Below are 17471 nucleotides of genomic sequence, written 5' to 3'. Positions count from 1 at the left end.
ATTTTACAACAAAAAGAGAAGTACATTAATTATGCACTTCTCATCTAACCCCTTATTCACATAAGTAGGTGACATTATATTGTGCAAGATGATGTCGACATGGTAAAAGAAGTACTCCATATAATTCGTATAGAGCTCTTGCTTATCTTTAAAGTGTAGATAAAATGTTGCACGATTAATTTGAGCTTTCGATGAAATATCCATTACTGTAATGCGATCAAATTCCTTTTCTAATAACAGCTCTTTAAATGCATGGTTTATTAACTCTTTTATATGAATTACTTCTACTCTTTTTGTCGGCATCGTTATTCCTCCTATCGCTCAATTTTCCATAATTCTTTTTTATCGTTTTCTAAGTCGTCATATTCTACTGTGAATGGTCCTTTACCAGCAGCAGTAAATGAAACAGTACCTTCCACTTCTTTACCAGCTTTAATTGTTTCACCCATATTATTTTCAACTGCAGATGTTAAATTTTTTGCTTCTGAATTTTGTACATTTAATACAAAGGCATCAAAGAGTTTCTTTTTGTCCGTTGTATTTTTAACTTTTAAATGTAACGTTAACGTATCGTCTTTCACTTCTGTTGAAAGCAATTGAATTTTGAAACCATCTACTTTTACAGCATCGTATTTTTCATCAATCTCGCCTACTTTAATTTGTGCCTTTGCCTCATTAGCATCATTAGTTTCTTCTACTTTTTCAGCTTTATTACATGCAGCTAAAAATAGCGAAGCTACTAGTAATAACATCATTGTTTGAGTTAACTTACGCATACATAACCACCCTTTTTTTAATTAATATGAAAGAAGAAGGGCTACCGAGGTAATGATCCCTTCATTCAGAAACAGCAAAGAAATCGCCAAAAGCGATTTCTTATGCTACTCTTCATTCAACGGTAGCCCGATTTAAAAACTAATCTGCTGGTACAGTGATTGATGCTTGACCATCTTTTAATTTTTCATAGTTGCAAACTGTGATAACATCACCTGCACCTAAGATTTTCTTGTTACCGTCAGCATCATAGACATATTTACGTGTAATTGTGAATTCGCCATCCACAACATCATACGTTGCTAATGCCTTACCATTCACTGATAACTGTACTTTTGATACACTTGCATCTGTTGTACCTGTAATCGTATATGTTGCTTTATCAACATTCTCAATTACAACTGGTGCTACTTCAGTTGCAGTTACGGCTTGCTCTGCATAGTAATTTTGTTTTCCATTATCAGCTACTGTTACGCGAACGATATCGCCTGCACCTAATAATTTTTTATTACCTTGTGCATCATAGACATACTTACGATCAAATTCATATGTGCCATCTGCATTTACATTTGCGAATACTAAATCTTGGCCATTTACTGTAAGCTTAACTTTTGTAACATCTGGCCCAGCAGTACCCGTAATTTTTGTTGATGTAAACTCACTCGTTTGGACTTCGATGGCATCCATTGTAATTTGTAATTCTGAAGGCTGTACGATTGTTGATCCTGCTGTAACGGGTTGTTTTCCTGGCCCGTAATATGAGACAACGATTTCGTCGCCTGCACCTAGTACCTTCTTGTTGCCCGCTGTATCATAAACATACTTACGATCAAATTCAAACGTACCATCTGCATTTACATTCCCAAGAACTAAGTCTTTGCCATTCACTGTTAATTTAACTTTTTCTGTTCCTTTTGGTGCTGTACCTGTAATTAATGTGTTAAATTCTTTCATTTCATTAACAACAATCGCACCTGAAATTGCTGGTGTTTTCACTGTTCCTTCACTTGAACCTGCTTCATTTTCAGCTTTCACTGTTAAGTCGGCTTCTGGCCCTACTGATGCTGGTATCTCAATTGTAAAGTTTCCATCTGCATCCGCTGTTCCTGTGCCGACTTCGTTCCCGTCTTTGTCATATACATTCACCGTTGCGCCTGGCTCTGTTTTACCGGTCACTTGGTAACCATCTGTTGAGTTACCTGTTGTTGTGACATCCGTTGGTGCCGCTGGTGCTACTACAGGATCTGCCGGTGTTTCTGTTGAAGCTGGCTCACTTTCACCATTTGCATTTGTAGCGGTTACCGTTAGTGGCGCTTCTGGGCCTACCGAGCCTGGAACGTCAATTGTAAATCCGTTTGTGTCTCTTGATAGGAATTGACACTATCTCCTTTTTGGACCTTATTAATTAATAATTGTGTCGTTGCATCGTATTTTGGTGTTACTACCACAAATGTAATAACGGAACTAATTGCCAGTCCTAATAGCCCCATAAATAAAAGGAGGCCAAAACGCTTTTTCACAATATGAACAATTTCTTCTACGCTGATTGCTGAGCTACTCAATTTTATACCTCCCATAAAAAATACTAGACGTCCACTCTTTTTTCGATATATATTAGTAAAAATGGTAAATACTTGTCATCTCCAATATAACCATTTCTTTCGTATAGGTAAACATGTTTTTATTATAAGTAAGGGGGCATGAACAAAATGTCAGTTAAAAAAGATAAAAAGTATCAATTTTTTAACTTCAAAAAAAATAATTTGGGTACTTGTAGCTATTTTACTTCTATTAACGATAGCCGCCAGCTATACGTATAGCAAAGTAAAAAGTGCACAAGATAGTTATCAAAAAACAAAAATTGTGTACGAGACAAAAGAACGGAAAACGCCTAGTAATGAGATAGTAAAGGGTTCGAAACCTATTTCATTGCTGTTATTAGGTGTTGATGAACGTGAAAATGAAAGCGGTCGATCAGACACAATGATTACTGTAACTTTAAACCCAGACAAACGTTCTGCAAAATTAATAAGTATCCCTCGAGACAGCTATGTTGAAATTGCTGGGAAAGAGAAATTTGACAAGATAAATCACGCATATGCCTATGCTGGAATTGAAGGCGCTAGTAAAACTGTAGAACAGTTATTCAGCATCCCTATTGACTATGTCGTGAAAATTAACATGGATGGTGTTATCGATTTAGTTGACTTAATGGGTGGTGTAACCGTAAACAATCCAAAAGCATTCTCAAGTCACGGCAAGGATTTTAAAAAGGGAGAAATTACCCTAGATGGTGAATCTACACTAGAGTATATTCGTATGAGAAAATCAGACCCGGATGGTGACTTTGGACGCCAAAATAGACAACGTGCCGTCTTAGTTGGATTGGCACAACAACTTAAATCTGCTGAAACTATTAAAAAATTCGACAATCTGTTAATTGTCATGAAACATAATATGCAAACAAACATTCCTATGGACCAATTAAATACGTTACGTAAAAATTATTTAACTACCATTGAAAAAACAGAACAGCTTTCTTTAAATGAAGGAACCGATATGAAGAAAAAAGGTATCTATTACTACAAATTGGATACAAAGCAATTGGAAGAAGTAAAGGATGACTTAAACAAACATTTAGAGCTGCAATAAAGTACAAGAGGTGAATGAATAATGGGAATTGATAACTATATGACTCCTTATGAAGCTGCACATCGCTGGAAAATTTCGTATTACAAAATTAACCGTATTTTAGCTAATCGTTCTTATATTCAAAAAGACCTGGACAATAAAACACTTAAATACTTTCAAATACCAGACAGTAAACGTTGTTACTGGGTGATTCATATTCGTGCAATGGAACGATGGTATGGGCCAGAGCCTAAAAATTAACTACTAAAAAAAGAGGCTGGGACATACGTATAAAAACAACCGTTCATATGAGCATAAGAAAAACCGGAACTGCGGTGTAGCGCGGTTCCGGTTTTTCGTTGCGAACGCTAAAAAAAGAAAATGACGTGTTTTGTCCCAGCCACTTTTTTATGCTTTTTCAATTAACTTTTCAATGTCAATAACATCGCCAGGCAGTAACCCCATTGCTTTTGCTGGGCCATTCACGATAATACCAAGTACCCCTTTTGCGAAAAATTCCGGTGTATATTCTTCGTTTGAATCCATCCAATATTGTGCAAAACCCAAACAAATCGATACGATAATTGGCAGAAATAATTCGCGTGGCACATGTTTATTTAAGTCTGATGATAAGGGCTGTACAATCTCTGTAAAAACATAACCAAACAATTCTGTTAAACGTTGTTGAATACTAATGATACCTTTTGTTTTAAATAAAATATCTAGTACATCACGTTCATCTCGAAAACATTCAAATATTTGAACAAGTGTCGGATAACGTGTTGAAATAAAATTATCAAACGTCGGTGCATCCGGTAAATTTGATTCGATAATATCGCGCATTCTATCAATAATTTCTTCCTCGTAACTATCTAGCATGGCATATTTATCAACATAATGAAGATAAAATGTTCCACGATTAATATCAGCACGTTCTGTAATATCCAAAATAGTCATGGCTTCAAAACCTTTTTCATTAATTAATTCTAGGCATGCTTGGCGAATTGCTTCCCTTGTTTTACGTTTTCGACGATCCATTGAAGCGATGTTAAAACAAATCTCTTCTCAGTTAAATGCAAATATTAGCGCGCAAATGCTATCAAAAATGCAAGATGCTACAGATACTATGTCTAAAGAGGTATCCGCGCAGCTTGAACGAATGATAAAAATGCAGACTCAGGCCGCGCAAGCACAAGCAGCTCAATCAGGGCAACAAGTGCCGACAAAGGATGCAGGTGCACAGCTCGCAAAATTAAGTACACTGATTTCACCTGTACAGCCTGAAAAAGTAACATTACTTGCTAATCCAATTGAAACAAAGGTAACGAAAATCAATAAAGCAGGTGACCTTGCATCTGTCCCTTCAGCTGTTTTTGTTGCTGTATGGATTTCAAGTTTACTTGGTGCCTTAATGTTTTACTTTGCTGGCAATAAACGAGAATTTACAGGTCGTAAAGAATTAACGACTTTCCAAGTAATTCAGTCATTATTACCAATCGTTTATGGCTTCTTTACAGGTTATGTGGCTACTTGGTACTCAACGTGGATTTTAGATTATCAATTTGAATCCTTTAATACAGTAGCGCTATTTATTTCAATTGCGGTCATCGCTTATGTCTATATGATGCTTGCTACAGTTTCTTGGCTAACAACGTCAAGTATTGCCATCTTTGGTTTACTGATTTTCTTCGGTTTACCATTGATCCAGCTCGCACCAGAAATGATTCCAGAATTTTATCGTGACTATGTATTACCTTGTCTTCCAATGCGTTTCTTAATTGAAGGCTTAAAAGATATTTTATTCTTCGGTAAAGATTGGATGAACCACTATACAAATGTTTTACTTGGCATTGGCGGCGTATCGCTCATTATTTTATGGGTGAAAAATATACTCAAAAAACCTGCTAAATAACTGAAAAGGAGTTCGCTACATGCGAACTCCTTTTTTTCTTGTGATAAACACAACAATGATAATAAATACAGCTAATAAAATGCCGATAAATGACAGCACTGCATAATCACTATAATTTACAATAACACCTGATAAAATCCCTGCTAATGACCCAAATACAGCAATCAAAACATCAATACGACTTTGAACTTTTGGTCGCTCTAATGTATTTGTACCATCAACAACCGCTGTTGTGCCACTAATTAAGCCAAAATTCCAACCAATTCCTAGTAATGATAAGCCTAGTGTCAGTAGTAGAACGGAATCTGTCGGCGCAAGCATTGTTGTCATAGCTGCTAATACAAGCACAAATCCCGCTATAAGCGCCATTTTATGTGTCCCTATCTTATCTACAAGTGTACCTGTTATAAGCGAAGGCAAATACATTGAAGCAATATGGAAACTAATAACGAGGCCAATAGCATTAACACTATGCTGATGATGCTGCATATGAAGTGGTGTCATTGTCATTATCGCTACCATAATAATTTGTGTCATAACCATCACAAAGCCACCTAAATAAATAAGTCCTTGATTATGTATGCCTTGCTCTTCAATCGGTGCTTCAATCGCAATATCACGTGCTAATAAGTATGGATCAGGCTTCAAAAAGAAATATAAGATAAAACCGGCAGCGAAAAATGCCCCCGCTGCTAAAATAAAAATGCCTGCTAATTCAGGAATATGTAAAAAAATCGCTACATGACTCATGACACCAACCATATTAGGGCCAAGAACTGCACCAAATGTCGTCGCTACCATTGCCATACTTACAGCAGTTGCACGCTTATGTGGTAATGCTAAATCCGTCCCCGCATAGCGCGCCTGTAAATTAGTTGCTGTGCCCGCTCCGTAAATAATCAATGCGAAAAAAAGAAGCCAAATATTCGTTAATACGGTTGCTAAAATAATAAGTAATGCCCCTATACCACCTAAAAAGAAACCAGTCGCAAGTCCTAATCGGCGTCCACTACTCGCCGTAATGCGCCCAACAAGTAATGAAGCACCTGCGGAACCTATGGTAAATAATGCGGATGGAACACCTGCATATTTCTCCGTCCCAAGCATCTCTGCAGCGATTAGCGAGCCCACTGTAATCCCTGCCGCAAGCCCTGCGCCACCAAGCATTTGTGAAAAAATAACTGTACGGATTGTATGTTGATAAACCTTCTGTACGGCTGGACTATCAAGTTGCCTTGTCATTTTATTACCTCCATCCACTCATTTAAAATTCTTAAACTCTTTTTTAATGATTATATATAAAAAAGCTACCTCTATTAGAAATACTAGCTAATATTGTCGAATTTATAGCGAATAGATTACAGTAATATTCGAGTTATGTAAAGAGAATGTAAACCACATTTACAAAAGGATCAATACCTCGCATGATAGAAGAGAAATAAGAAATGAAGGGAATTACGTTATGGATGTTAATGTGCAGGAAATGATTTTTCAGTTTTTAGGTGGCTTGGGCTTATTCTTATTCGCCATTAAATTTATGGGCGATGGCTTACAGAAAGCTGCAGGAGATCGTTTACGCGATATTCTCGATCGCTTTACGACAAACCCTTTTATGGGTGTACTAGTAGGTATGCTTGTAACGGTATTAATTCAGTCTAGTTCAGGGACAACGGTTATTACAGTTGGTCTTGTAAGCGCTGGCTTTATGACATTACGTCAAGCCATTGGTGTTATTATGGGTGCCAATATCGGTACAACTGTAACGGCATTTATTATTGGAATTGACGTAGGCGAGTATGCATATCCAATTATGGCAGTAGGTGCCGTCTTACTCTTCTTCTTTAAAAAGACGAGCATTCAAAATATTGGACAAGTTATTTTCGGTTTTGCTGGTTTATTCATTGGTCTAGAAATGATGAGTAATGGAATGAAGCCTTTACGCGATTTCCAACCATTTATTGATTTAACAATTCAAATGTCAGACTTACCTATTTTAGGTGTTGTTGTCGGAACAATTTTCACATTAATTGTTCAATCATCATCTGCTACAGTTGGGATTTTACAAGGCTTATATGCTGAAAATCTGATTCCGCTGCATGGTGCACTGCCTGTACTATTTGGTGATAATATTGGAACGACGATTACAGCCATTCTAGCTGCGTTGGGCGCAAGTGTCGCTGCGCGTCGTGCGGCTGCTACGCATGTATTATTTAACTTAATTGGTACCGTCATCTTTATGATTCTACTAACACCATTTACAATGTATGTTGAATGGATTTCTGGTGTTTTAAATCTAGAAAATAAAATGCAAATTGCCTTTGCACACGGAACATTTAATATTTTAAATACGTTAATCCAGTTACCGTTCATTGGTGCACTTGCTTGGATTGTTACAAAACTTATTCCAGGTGAAGATACAGCGATTGAACATAAACCTAAATATTTAGACGAAAATCTTTTAACAAAATCTCCGGCTGTAGCACTTGGTCAAGCTAAAAAAGAAGTGCTACGCATGGGTGAATATAGTGTACAAAGCTTATCAGAAGCATTAAATGTATTAGAAGATAAAAATATGAAAGCCATTCAAAATGTGGAACAGCTTGAAATGGCCATTAATAATTTAGATCGTAAAACAACGGCCTATTTAGTACAGCTATCCAAGCAATCTCTATCAGGTAATGATTCAGACTTACAGCATAATTTGTTTGAAAACATTCGTGATATTGAACGAATCGGTGACCACGTCGAAAACATTGTAGAATTACTGCAATTTAAAGACAATAATAAAATCTGGCTAAGTGACGAAGCATATGAAGAGCTTGTGACCATGTATAAATTAACAATGCAATCGGTAGAAAAAGCATTACAAGCAGTAGATACGCATGATACAGAGCTTGTACAAGCCGTTTATGCCGATGAGGAGCGAATTGATAATATGGAACGTACATTACGTAAACGTCATATTCGTCGCTTAAACGAGGGTCTTTGTTCGCCTACTGCTGGTATCGTCTTTGCTGATATCATTAGTAATTTAGAACGTATTGGAGATCATGCAAAAAATTTAGCAGATACTGTCGCAACAAAGCAGCAGTTAGCACAACAACCAACAAACACATAATCAATAAGAAGCTTAAAACAACCACTCCTATGAATACAAGAAAAACCGGAATCGCACCACAGCGCGATTCCGGTTTTTCGTTGCGAACACTTAAAAAGGAACATGACGTATTTTGTCCCAGTCACTTTATTTTTACACTTTATTTAGTTGTTGTATTACGCGCCCCTTACCAAAAGGCAAACACATCGGCGTCCCAAATAGAGGGTCCGTCATCATTTGACATTTTAAATCAAAAACATTTTCGACAAGCTCAGCCGTCATTATATCCTCGGGCTTTCCTTGTTCAAAAATCGTACGGTCTTTCACTGTAATAATATGATCGGCATAACGACAAGCGAGGTTAATATCATGCAATACCATAATAATAGTACGTTGCTGTGTACGATTTAAATCAAATAATAAATCTAAGACATCGATTTGATGTGTTAAATCTAAATAGGTTGTTGGCTCATCTAATAAAATAATATCTGTATCTTGCGCAAGTGTCATCGCAATCCATGCACGTTGTCGTTGTCCACCGGATAATTCGTCGACGATTTTATGTTGCAAGTCATACATTCCAGTCGATTTCAGTGCATCCATCACAATTTTTTCATCTTGCTCTGTCCATTGTTTACGCCATGTTTGATGAGGATAGCGCCCCTGCTTAACGAGCTGTAAAACTGTTAATCCTTCTGGTGCTACAGGAGACTGAGGTAAAATTGATAGTTTTTTCGCTACCTCTTTTGTGGATAGATGAAAAACATCTTCCCCGTCTAAGAGTACCGCCCCATTTTTTGGCTTTAATAAGCGGGCTACAGAACGCAATAGCGTTGATTTCCCACAGCCATTTGCACCGATTAATACCGTTATTTTATTCATCGGAATGGCTATACTTAACTCATCGATAATCGTAGTTGTTCCGTAGCTAAGTGTTAATTTTTCAGTTACTAAGGATTGTGCCATGAAGCACGCCCTCCTCATTTCTTAGGATTTTTAAATAATAAGTAAATAAAATACGGTGCCCCAATTGCAGCAGTAAATACACCCGCTGGTACTTCAAGTGGGCTAAATGCTGTACGACCAATAATATCCGCAATGACCACTAGGAAACAGCCAATTGCGGCACTCATTGGAATCAACAAGCCAAAAGCTGAGCCGACTAAACGGCGAGCAATATGTGGCGCCATTAATCCAACAAAGCCAATTGCGCCGGTAAATGCAATGGCACTACCAACTAAACATGCACTTAGTACAATTAAGCCGAAACGCAGTTTTTGTACTGATTGTCCCAAGCTCATCGCTGTATCGTCGCCAAAATCCTGTACATTCAAATGGCGCACAACAAAAAAAGTAATAAATAATAACACAATAATAACTGGCACCATAATGACGACTTCATTCCAGTCCGTACTCGACACACTACCGATTAACCATTTCTGTACTTCACTTGCTAAATAAACCGGCCCCATTATCATTAACATCGTCGTAATTGCTTGTAAAAATGTCGCCACCCCTAAACCGATTAATACTAAACGAGTAGAAGTAACACCGTCTTTCCAAGCCAATAAATATACTAAAAATCCAACTATCATTGCACCAATAAATCCTGCAAGTGGCAGCCAACTAATACTAACCGTTAAAGAATGGTCTGTATTACTAAATATCGTTAAAAAGCCAACAACTGCAGCACTACCGCCCGCAGAAATCCCAATAATATCTGGTGAGGCTAATGGATTCTTAATCATCCCCTGTAAAATTGCCCCCGCAACTGCTAATGCCATACCCGCAAAGGCAGCCACTAAAATACGTGGCAAACGAAAATCAACGACTAATAATTGATTGTAAGCATCGCCCTGACCTGTAATTGCCTGTAGTACTTGCCACGGATTAATAAAAGAATCACCAAATGATGCACTGAATATAACTGCGAGTAATGCAAGGCAAGCTACGAGCATTGTTCGGCGAGCGGCATGCATATCAAGTAAAAAGGATACTTGTTCCTTCCAAAAACGAATGACTTTTAATTGCTTCATACTTTTTTACCTCCCTTACGTGCAAGGTAAATAAAGAATGGTGTCCCAATAATCGCTGTCATTACACCTACAGGTACCTCACGCGGCATAATAATATACCTTGCGCCAACATCTGCTAATAATAATAAAATCGCGCCAAGTAACGCCGAAGTAGGAACCAACCAACGATGATCCTGACCAATTATTTTTCTCGCAATATGCGGTATAACAATACCCACAAAGCCAATCGGACCCGCAACGGCTACACTACCCCCTGCAAGTAATACGGCAATTAGGCCAACAAATAACTTAATTAGGCCAATACGTAAGCCAAGTCCTCTGGCTACATCGTCGCCTAATGCCAATACATTCATTTTCCCTGAAATTAGTACAGCACCTAACCAGCCAATCGCTAAATAAGGTAATACGGATAATAAAATTTCGAGCTTACGTCCTTGCACAGAACCGGCTAACCAAAATAAAACCTGATCCATTTCTGCTTCATTCACTGCTAAAAGCCCTTGTGTATACGATGCAAACATAGCGCTAATCGCCGCACCCGCTAATGTAATCTTCAATGGACTTGATGCATCTCGTCCAACTGAGCTAATGCCGTAAACAGCTGCCGTTGCAATAGCTGCACCTGTAAAAGCAATCCACGCAAATGATTGTAAGCTTTCTACATGGAAAAATACGAGCGCAAACACAACCGCAAATCCTGCACCAGCATTAATTCCTAAAATCCCTGGAGAAGCTAAGGGGTTTTTCGTCAATGTTTGCAATAATACACCGGTAATCGCAAGAGAGGCACCAACACTTGCGGCAATAAGTGCACGTGGAATACGGACATCCTGAATAATGATATGTTCGTTTGAATTATCAAAATTCGTAAATGATTGAATCGTTGTTTGTAAAGACGTATCTGCATAGCCAAATAAAATACTAAGACTCATTGCGACAATGACAGCCACGATCATTGCTATTAATCCGATGACTTTTGCAAGATTTTTTTTCAAAATCATTATGTAATTCCCTTCCCAACGAGATAAAGTTTCTAATTTTGACAATTTTTCATTGACATTTATCTGTTGACATTCTATGCTTAAAAAGCTTTCGAGAGCTAGTTGAAAACGATTATCAATTTCAGTTAATTTGATTTTATTATTCTATCACAATTATTGGAGGGAAAAAAGTGCAAAATTTTTCTAAGATTTTTATGTTATTATTTACTGCATTAACCGTTATTGTATTAGCTGCTTGTGGTAACAATGAAAAAGCAAACGATACATCAAGCGACAAAAAAGACGACAGTACATATACAATTGAGCATGCAATGGGCTCTAGTGATATTAAAGGTGAACCAAAACGTGTTGTTGTCTTAACAAACGAAGGTACAGAAGCGTTATTAGCATTAGGTGTAAAACCTGTAGGTGCTGTACAATCATTTTTAGGTGACCCTTGGTATGACCATATTAAAGACAAAATGGACGGTGTCGAAGTAGTTGGTCAAGAAGGCGAAATCAACATTGAAAAAATCGCTTCATTAAAGCCTGATTTAATTATCGGGAACAAACTTCGCCAAGAAAAAGATTATGCAAAATTAAGCAAAATCGCACCAACTGTCTTTTCTGAAACATTACGTGGTGACTGGCAAGAAAACTTCAAGCTTTATGCGAAAGCATTAAATAAAGAAGCTGAAGGTACAAAAGTTCTTGATGACTACACTGCTCATGTAGAAGAAGTAAAAACAGCATTAGGCGATAAAACAAATCAAGAAATTTCAATTGTACGTTTCATGGCAGATACAACACGTATCTACTATACAGACTCATTCTCAGGTGTTATTTTTGACCAATTAGGCTTTAAACGTGTTCCTGCACAAGCTGAATTATTTGAAGCAGATGCAAAATTAGGGAACTTAGCAATTGAAGTAGGTAAAGAATCAATTCCTGATATGGATGGCGATTTACTGTTCTACTTCACTTACTTACCAACAGGTGATGATTCTGCATCAAAAACAGAAAAAGAGTGGACAAGCGACAAACTGTGGAAAAACTTACATGCTGTAAAAGACGGTAATGCACATAAAGTGGACGATGCTATTTGGAACACAGCTGGCGGGATTTTAGCAGCGAATATTATGTTAGATCAAATCAAAGAAGTTTTAACTAAATAATAAAGTTCTAGCGATTCGAAGTATACAAAAGAGGCTGGGACATACGTGTAAAAACAACTGCTCCTATGAGCATAAGAAAAACCGGAATCGTGCGGTGGCGCGGTTCCGGTTTTTTGTTGCGAACACTAAAAAAGGAATATGACGTATTTTGTCCCAGCCTCTTTTTTATTTTGTTAGTATGTACCCGCTTAAATCGGGAATAGATTAAAAAGCGACATAATGAGGTGATGATAATGAAAACACTCGAAACCACACGTCTCTTATTGCGGAAAATTACGTCTACAGATATGAACAATATTCAAAAATTGGTAACAGATGATGATGTTACAGCGCTGTTAGATTGGGATACTTCGCCTTCACAAAATGACAATCAACACTTTTTAGCTACGCTATTACAAAAATATACCCAAAGTAATGTAGCTTGGGCGATTTTGTTAAAAGAAACAGATGAATTTATCGGTGTTATTGAATTTAGCGATTATCGTCATGAAGAAAAAATTACTAGTATGCATTGCGTTATTGCAAAAATATATTGGCGTAATGACTATGCAAGTGAAGCAACACAAGCAATTATTCGCTATGGCTTTTCAGAATTGCAGCTAGAACGAATTCAAGCGAGTTATTTTGCGGAAAACATTCCTTCTGAGCGTGTACTTCAAAAAGCGGGTTTATTTTACGAAGGTACACAGCGACATGGGAAATTTGCAAAAGGACGCTATTATGATATAAAGCTTTATGCCATTTTACGCAGCGATTTAGGTTATTAAAAAAGGAGGCCCTATAGTGGGTCTCCTTTTAAAATTGCGTCATAGCGATTACACATAAAATAAAAACAAATGCGGTAATCGCTAATCCGCCTATCATTTTATGCCCTTTTCTTAACTCACTAATGCCTGTAACAACTAATGCCAAGCTAAAGAAAAGGAGCATCCAATTTTGAAATCGGAAATCACTCGTAATCAGACCATATGTTGCAAAACTTATCGCGACAATTGTAAAAACGACACGTAAAATCATTAAAATCACAGGTTGCACCCTTTCTTCAATTGCCTTTAGCATAGCGAATATGACACTTTTTTTCAATTATTATCCAATGCCAAATTACTTTGTAGCTTCTCGCTCTTTTTTTAATGGGTGGTCTGCTTGAATAAAAGACCTATTAAAGGCAAAAACCAGTATTTCAATCGGCATCATAGACGAGGAAATCATGCCAAAAATCCCATTCACACGCACAAGCTGATCCTCAGACCCTAGCTTCCAATTTCCTTCCAATAGAACATCCGTTCATCCTATTGAAAATTCAATCATCTGATAATTCAATTTTCAGTAGACGTTTACAGCTCTCTTTTTTGTGGCATATAAATTACAAAATAGGAGAGGACGATGTCATAATGCAAAAATGGTGGATGATTCGTGCGGGTACAGACAATGAACTTATTCCATCATGGTTACGCGAAGGAATCGTATCCATTGGCTGGGCAGATTTAGGTGACCCAGCACTCTACCCTACGAAAGAATCATTATTTGTAAAAGCAGACCGCGTTTATTTGGATAATAAACCGCTAACACGCCACAGTTGGGTCAATCAAATTTGGCGATTTTACCAAGAAATTGAAGTTGGAGACCGTGTTGTTTCATACTCAAAGGAGCATCGTGAATATATTATTGGCACGATTAAAAGTGAAGCAACTTATCGTTATACAGACGATAACTCTTATCCTAATGAACGACAAGTTACTTGGGAATCGACGCGTATTTCACGACACAATTTAACACAAGCAGCGAAAAATAGCTTAAGTTCGGTGCTAACCGTTTTTCGTATTGATGCTTGGGGGCAAGAGCTTGATAATGCCCTACATGGAACAATTGCGAGTACATTACATAATCCCGAACATGAGGATATTGACGTGCTCCTACAAGAATTACAAACGCAGGCACAGGCAATGATTGAAGATAAAGTAGATGCGCTAAATCCATGGGATATGCAGCATTTAATCGACGGCCTTTTGCATGCTCTCGGATATTTGACTAAAGTAGCTGATGAGGGCATTAATTTACTAGCCTTTAAAGATGAATTAGGCTTTGAAAAACCAATTATCAAAGTCGCCATTCATCACCGTACACAGGTAACGGGCTCTGAAGAAATTCGTCATCTACTCGGTGCACACCCCCTAGAAGCAAATAGTCTTATTGTGTCCACAGGTGGATTTACAACGAGTGCCTTACGGATTGCCCAACAAAATAATGTCAAAGCCATCGATTTAGAACAGCTTGTACAGTTAATTGTACAAACCTATGAAAAACTACCAAATACAACACGGGCACTCCTGCCATTACGAGCCTTTTATTTGCCAGAAGGCTAAAATTTAACAGAATCTTTTGATATGATAAAAAAACTATATGGAATAGAAGGTGATTCATCCTGTTCATTTCAATGGCACCGTCAGTAAACGCGACTCTTTCAGCTAACTAAAACGAGTCTGCGTCTTCGTACATCGCAGACTCAAAAAAGGAGTACGCGATAAAAATATTTCTACCATTTATTTTATCAATGGCTATCTTCGGTACAATTGGTGTCGTTATTCGTCCAATCGAACTTGCTTCAAGCAAACGTGCATTTTGGAGCAGTCTAATCGGCAGCATTTTTCTGTCAATGATTTTGCTACTAATGAAAAAACGTATCCATTTTACGTTTATTTTCCGACATGCTGGCATTCTACTGCTGTCTGCGATTGCACTAAGTGGCAATTGGATTTTTCTTTACCAATCATATGATTACACATCTATCAGCAATGCCACATTAGCTTATTATTTTGCACCTGTATTTGTGTTACTTCTAGCTCCCTTTTTATTAAAGGAAGCTTGGACAGTTAAAAAAGTGCTGTGCATCATTATTGCGCTATTCGGGATGATACTTATTGTTGGCGCAAGCTTTAACAGTATTATGGACGAACAACTTGGATTATTGTATGGCTTTGCTGCAGCAGCCTTTTATGCGACGCTCATGCTCGTTAATAAATTTATTCCTGAAATCGATAAGCTAGAGCTCACCGTTATTCAATTAACACTAGCTGCCATTGTGTTAGGCATTTATGTATCACTCACAGACGTTTTTCATATTGCGATGCTTAATACACAGACATTTCCATTTATTTTCATCCTTGGTGTCGTTAATACAGGCATTGGCTTTTGGCTCTTTTTTATAGGAATGGATGGCTTAAAGGGGCAAAGTATTGCGATGCTTAGCTATGTCGATCCACTTGTGGCAATTGTTATCTTTGTGTGGCTTTTACACGAACCTATGACCATAGCGCAACTAATGGGTGCTGTTCTTTTACTAGGTTCAACGTTGATTAGTGAATTAAAATTCAAAAAAAGAATATAAATAAAAAATCCAAGGAATTGAATTCGTTGGATTTTTTTATTTAAAGACATTCCGCTCTTTTTTATAACATTTTTTTGTTAATTTATCGTAATTTTCCATTTAATTTAACAATTAAATGGAAAATTAGTGTTATGATTATAGTGAAAGGGGTAAAATCATGAAAAAATATTATCTACTAACTTTTGTAGGAGCACTTCTCTTATCCATTATTGGCCATGGTTTTTATTTATGGAAATGGACGCAAGGATATTTAATGGTTGGCTTTGGAGACGGGCTTTCACAAATGCTTTTTTTAAGCAATTTATTTTAGAACACTATCAACAAGGAAATTGGGCTTACGCTGAAAATTTCGGCTTCGGTGGTGGCATCTTTTCACAGTTAAATTACTACTTTTCAACAAATATTTTTCTCATCCCTTGGTATATAATTTTTAGTATATTACCAATTAAAACAAGCGTTGAAACCTGGGCCCTACTTCTTATTCCAATGAGTATTATTAAACAAATAGCGATTTTTTATGCATGCTTTTATTTTTTGAATTACTTTACTAAAACACATGCTGCAGCCTTTTTAGGTGCTGTTGTTTATATGTTTAGTCCATTTTTCTTCAAAAATCAAGTTCTGACGGATAACCTAACCGATGTGTTATTTTGGGTTCCTCTCCTGCTTATTGGTGTTGAACAAATTATTCGACGCCAGTCACCAATATTTTTTATTATTTCGACAGCACTTCTTCTCATGAGTAACTTTTACATATCTTATGTTGTATTAATCATTACCGGAATTTATATCTTATTACGCCTATTTCTCCATATCACAAATAATGAACGCCAAAAGAAACAACAAATTAAATGGTATATACTAGGCAGTTTATTAAGTTTTGGTATTAGTTGCTTCTCTTTTATTCCGGCGGTTATTAGTTATCTTCATAATAATCGTCCAGCCTATGAACAAAGTATTCCCTTCTATGCATTGAATACAGAATTACTATTAAGTGAATCGAAAACGTTGTGGCTACCTATCTTTATTGTGATTTTTCTTTTACTCCGTCCACTTTATCAACATCGCGCATTTAAACTGTTCGCATTCATTAGTATTCTTGGAACTGTATTATATTTCAGTCCATTTATAGGGAGCCTATTTAATGGTTTTTCAGCACCCAACACGCGTTGGACACCAATTATCACACTAGGTTATGCTGGTCTTACTGCTATTACAATTGAAAACTTAAACATTCTTCATAAAAAGCAATGGTTTTACGCTACCATTACTGTTACAGTTATTTTTCTTTTAACCATTTTGTTAACAAATACGCATTTAAACTTTTTATCTATTGTAGCCTTAATTTGGGCACTTATTTCTATCGGTTTATTTTTAACAGATAGATTGTCAAATTAACTGCACCACTTCACATTCAAATGCATCCTGTGTGGTATTCCAGTTGAGGCACTTTCTTGGTCGATTGTTGATCAATGAAAGTG

General features: G+C 37.0%; 19 protein-coding genes. 9 read left to right on the top strand and 10 right to left on the bottom strand.

Features of this window, described 5'->3' with window-relative positions; genetic code table 11:
- Positions 1–3: 3 nt before the first annotated feature.
- The 4 genes from ACFSY7_RS14870 to ACFSY7_RS14855 form a co-directional block, all read right to left on the bottom strand.
- Positions 4–303, bottom strand: coding sequence for a TetR/AcrR family transcriptional regulator (locus tag ACFSY7_RS14870; protein ID WP_380148362.1), 300 nt, complete (start codon positions 301–303; stop codon positions 4–6).
- Positions 304–314: 11 nt separating this feature from the next.
- Entirely contained in the window at positions 315–776 is a 462-nt protein-coding gene (locus tag ACFSY7_RS14865; protein WP_139994389.1) for a DUF4352 domain-containing protein, read from the bottom strand.
- A gap of 139 nt (positions 777–915) precedes the next feature.
- Entirely contained in the window at positions 916–2118 is a 1203-nt protein-coding gene (locus tag ACFSY7_RS14860; protein ID WP_380148395.1) for an Ig-like domain-containing protein, read from the bottom strand.
- Complete coding sequence (locus ACFSY7_RS14855) at positions 2097–2336, bottom strand: Wzz/FepE/Etk N-terminal domain-containing protein (RefSeq protein ID WP_380148360.1); 240 nt, start codon at positions 2334–2336, stop codon at positions 2097–2099. Before ACFSY7_RS14855 ends, ACFSY7_RS14860 begins: the two co-directional genes overlap by 22 nt.
- Before the next feature lie 301 nt (positions 2337–2637).
- On the opposite strand from ACFSY7_RS14855, the gene ACFSY7_RS14850 reads away from it, so the two are divergent.
- Both ACFSY7_RS14850 and ACFSY7_RS14845 read left to right on the top strand, forming a co-directional pair.
- Positions 2638–3426, top strand: a complete 789-nt coding sequence (locus ACFSY7_RS14850; protein ID WP_380148358.1) for an LCP family glycopolymer transferase — start codon at positions 2638–2640, stop codon at positions 3424–3426.
- A 21-nt stretch (positions 3427–3447) separates the two neighbouring features.
- A complete protein-coding gene (locus ACFSY7_RS14845) occupies positions 3448–3666 on the top strand; it encodes a DNA-binding protein (RefSeq protein ID WP_139994412.1) in 219 nt (72 codons plus the stop codon).
- Between the two features lie 147 nt (positions 3667–3813).
- Here ACFSY7_RS14845 and ACFSY7_RS14840 read toward each other — a convergent pair whose 3' ends face one another.
- Entirely contained in the window at positions 3814–4443 is a 630-nt protein-coding gene (locus tag ACFSY7_RS14840) for a TetR/AcrR family transcriptional regulator (RefSeq protein WP_380148356.1), read from the bottom strand.
- A 7-nt stretch (positions 4444–4450) separates the two neighbouring features.
- On the opposite strand from ACFSY7_RS14840, the gene ACFSY7_RS14835 reads away from it, so the two are divergent.
- Positions 4451–5317, top strand: a complete 867-nt coding sequence (locus ACFSY7_RS14835; RefSeq protein ID WP_380148354.1) for a hypothetical protein — start codon at positions 4451–4453, stop codon at positions 5315–5317.
- 15 nt (positions 5318–5332) lie between these two features.
- On the opposite strand, the gene ACFSY7_RS14830 is transcribed toward ACFSY7_RS14835, so the two are convergent.
- Positions 5333–6559: an MFS transporter gene (locus ACFSY7_RS14830; RefSeq protein WP_380148353.1), complete on the bottom strand. Its 1227-nt coding sequence runs from the start codon at positions 6557–6559 to the stop codon at positions 5333–5335.
- A 220-nt stretch (positions 6560–6779) separates the two neighbouring features.
- Between ACFSY7_RS14830 and ACFSY7_RS14825 the strand changes: the two genes are divergently transcribed.
- Complete coding sequence (locus tag ACFSY7_RS14825) at positions 6780–8435, top strand: Na/Pi cotransporter family protein (RefSeq protein ID WP_126989083.1); 1656 nt, start codon at positions 6780–6782, stop codon at positions 8433–8435.
- A 132-nt stretch (positions 8436–8567) separates the two neighbouring features.
- On the opposite strand, the gene ACFSY7_RS14820 is transcribed toward ACFSY7_RS14825, so the two are convergent.
- From ACFSY7_RS14820 to ACFSY7_RS14810, 3 genes are read right to left on the bottom strand one after another with little or no spacing between them, the layout of a single operon-like run.
- Positions 8568–9380 carry an ABC transporter ATP-binding protein gene (locus tag ACFSY7_RS14820; protein ID WP_380148352.1) on the bottom strand — a complete coding sequence of 271 codons (813 nt, stop codon included), beginning with the start codon at positions 9378–9380 and terminating at the stop codon, positions 8568–8570.
- Positions 9381–9394: 14 nt separating this feature from the next.
- Positions 9395–10450 carry a FecCD family ABC transporter permease gene (locus ACFSY7_RS14815; protein WP_380148351.1) on the bottom strand — a complete coding sequence of 352 codons (1056 nt, stop codon included), beginning with the start codon at positions 10448–10450 and terminating at the stop codon, positions 9395–9397.
- On the bottom strand, positions 10447–11451 hold the full coding sequence (locus ACFSY7_RS14810; RefSeq protein WP_380148350.1) for a FecCD family ABC transporter permease: 1005 nt from the start codon (positions 11449–11451) through the stop codon (positions 10447–10449). The genes ACFSY7_RS14815 and ACFSY7_RS14810 overlap by 4 nt, the downstream gene beginning before the upstream one ends.
- 194 nt (positions 11452–11645) lie before the next feature.
- On the opposite strand from ACFSY7_RS14810, the gene ACFSY7_RS14805 reads away from it, so the two are divergent.
- Both ACFSY7_RS14805 and ACFSY7_RS14800 read left to right on the top strand, forming a co-directional pair.
- On the top strand, positions 11646–12605 hold the full coding sequence (locus tag ACFSY7_RS14805; protein WP_380148349.1) for an ABC transporter substrate-binding protein: 960 nt from the start codon (positions 11646–11648) through the stop codon (positions 12603–12605).
- Positions 12606–12838: 233 nt separating this feature from the next.
- Complete coding sequence (locus tag ACFSY7_RS14800; RefSeq protein ID WP_380148348.1) at positions 12839–13372, top strand: GNAT family N-acetyltransferase; 534 nt, start codon at positions 12839–12841, stop codon at positions 13370–13372.
- A gap of 28 nt (positions 13373–13400) precedes the next feature.
- Here ACFSY7_RS14800 and ACFSY7_RS14795 read toward each other — a convergent pair whose 3' ends face one another.
- A complete protein-coding gene (locus tag ACFSY7_RS14795) occupies positions 13401–13664 on the bottom strand; it encodes a hypothetical protein (protein WP_147633120.1) in 264 nt (87 codons plus the stop codon).
- A gap of 332 nt (positions 13665–13996) precedes the next feature.
- Here ACFSY7_RS14795 and ACFSY7_RS14790 point away from each other — a divergent pair, with 332 nt between their 5' ends.
- From ACFSY7_RS14790 to ACFSY7_RS14780, 3 genes are all read left to right on the top strand, one after another.
- Positions 13997–14968: a restriction endonuclease gene (locus ACFSY7_RS14790; RefSeq protein ID WP_380148347.1), complete on the top strand. Its 972-nt coding sequence runs from the start codon at positions 13997–13999 to the stop codon at positions 14966–14968.
- Between the two features lie 158 nt (positions 14969–15126).
- Complete coding sequence (locus tag ACFSY7_RS14785) at positions 15127–15990, top strand: DMT family transporter (protein WP_380148393.1); 864 nt, start codon at positions 15127–15129, stop codon at positions 15988–15990.
- 228 nt (positions 15991–16218) lie between these two features.
- Positions 16219–17388, top strand: a complete 1170-nt coding sequence (locus ACFSY7_RS14780; protein WP_380148346.1) for a YfhO family protein — start codon at positions 16219–16221, stop codon at positions 17386–17388.
- Positions 17389–17471: the final 83 nt, after the last annotated feature.

This window comes from Kurthia populi (genome assembly GCF_042686175.1).
GTDB classification, from domain to species: Bacteria; Bacillota; Bacilli; order Bacillales_A; family Planococcaceae; genus Kurthia; species Kurthia populi.
The sequence above is the reverse complement of the archived record's forward strand: the minus strand, read 5'-3'. Positions and strand labels throughout refer to the sequence as shown.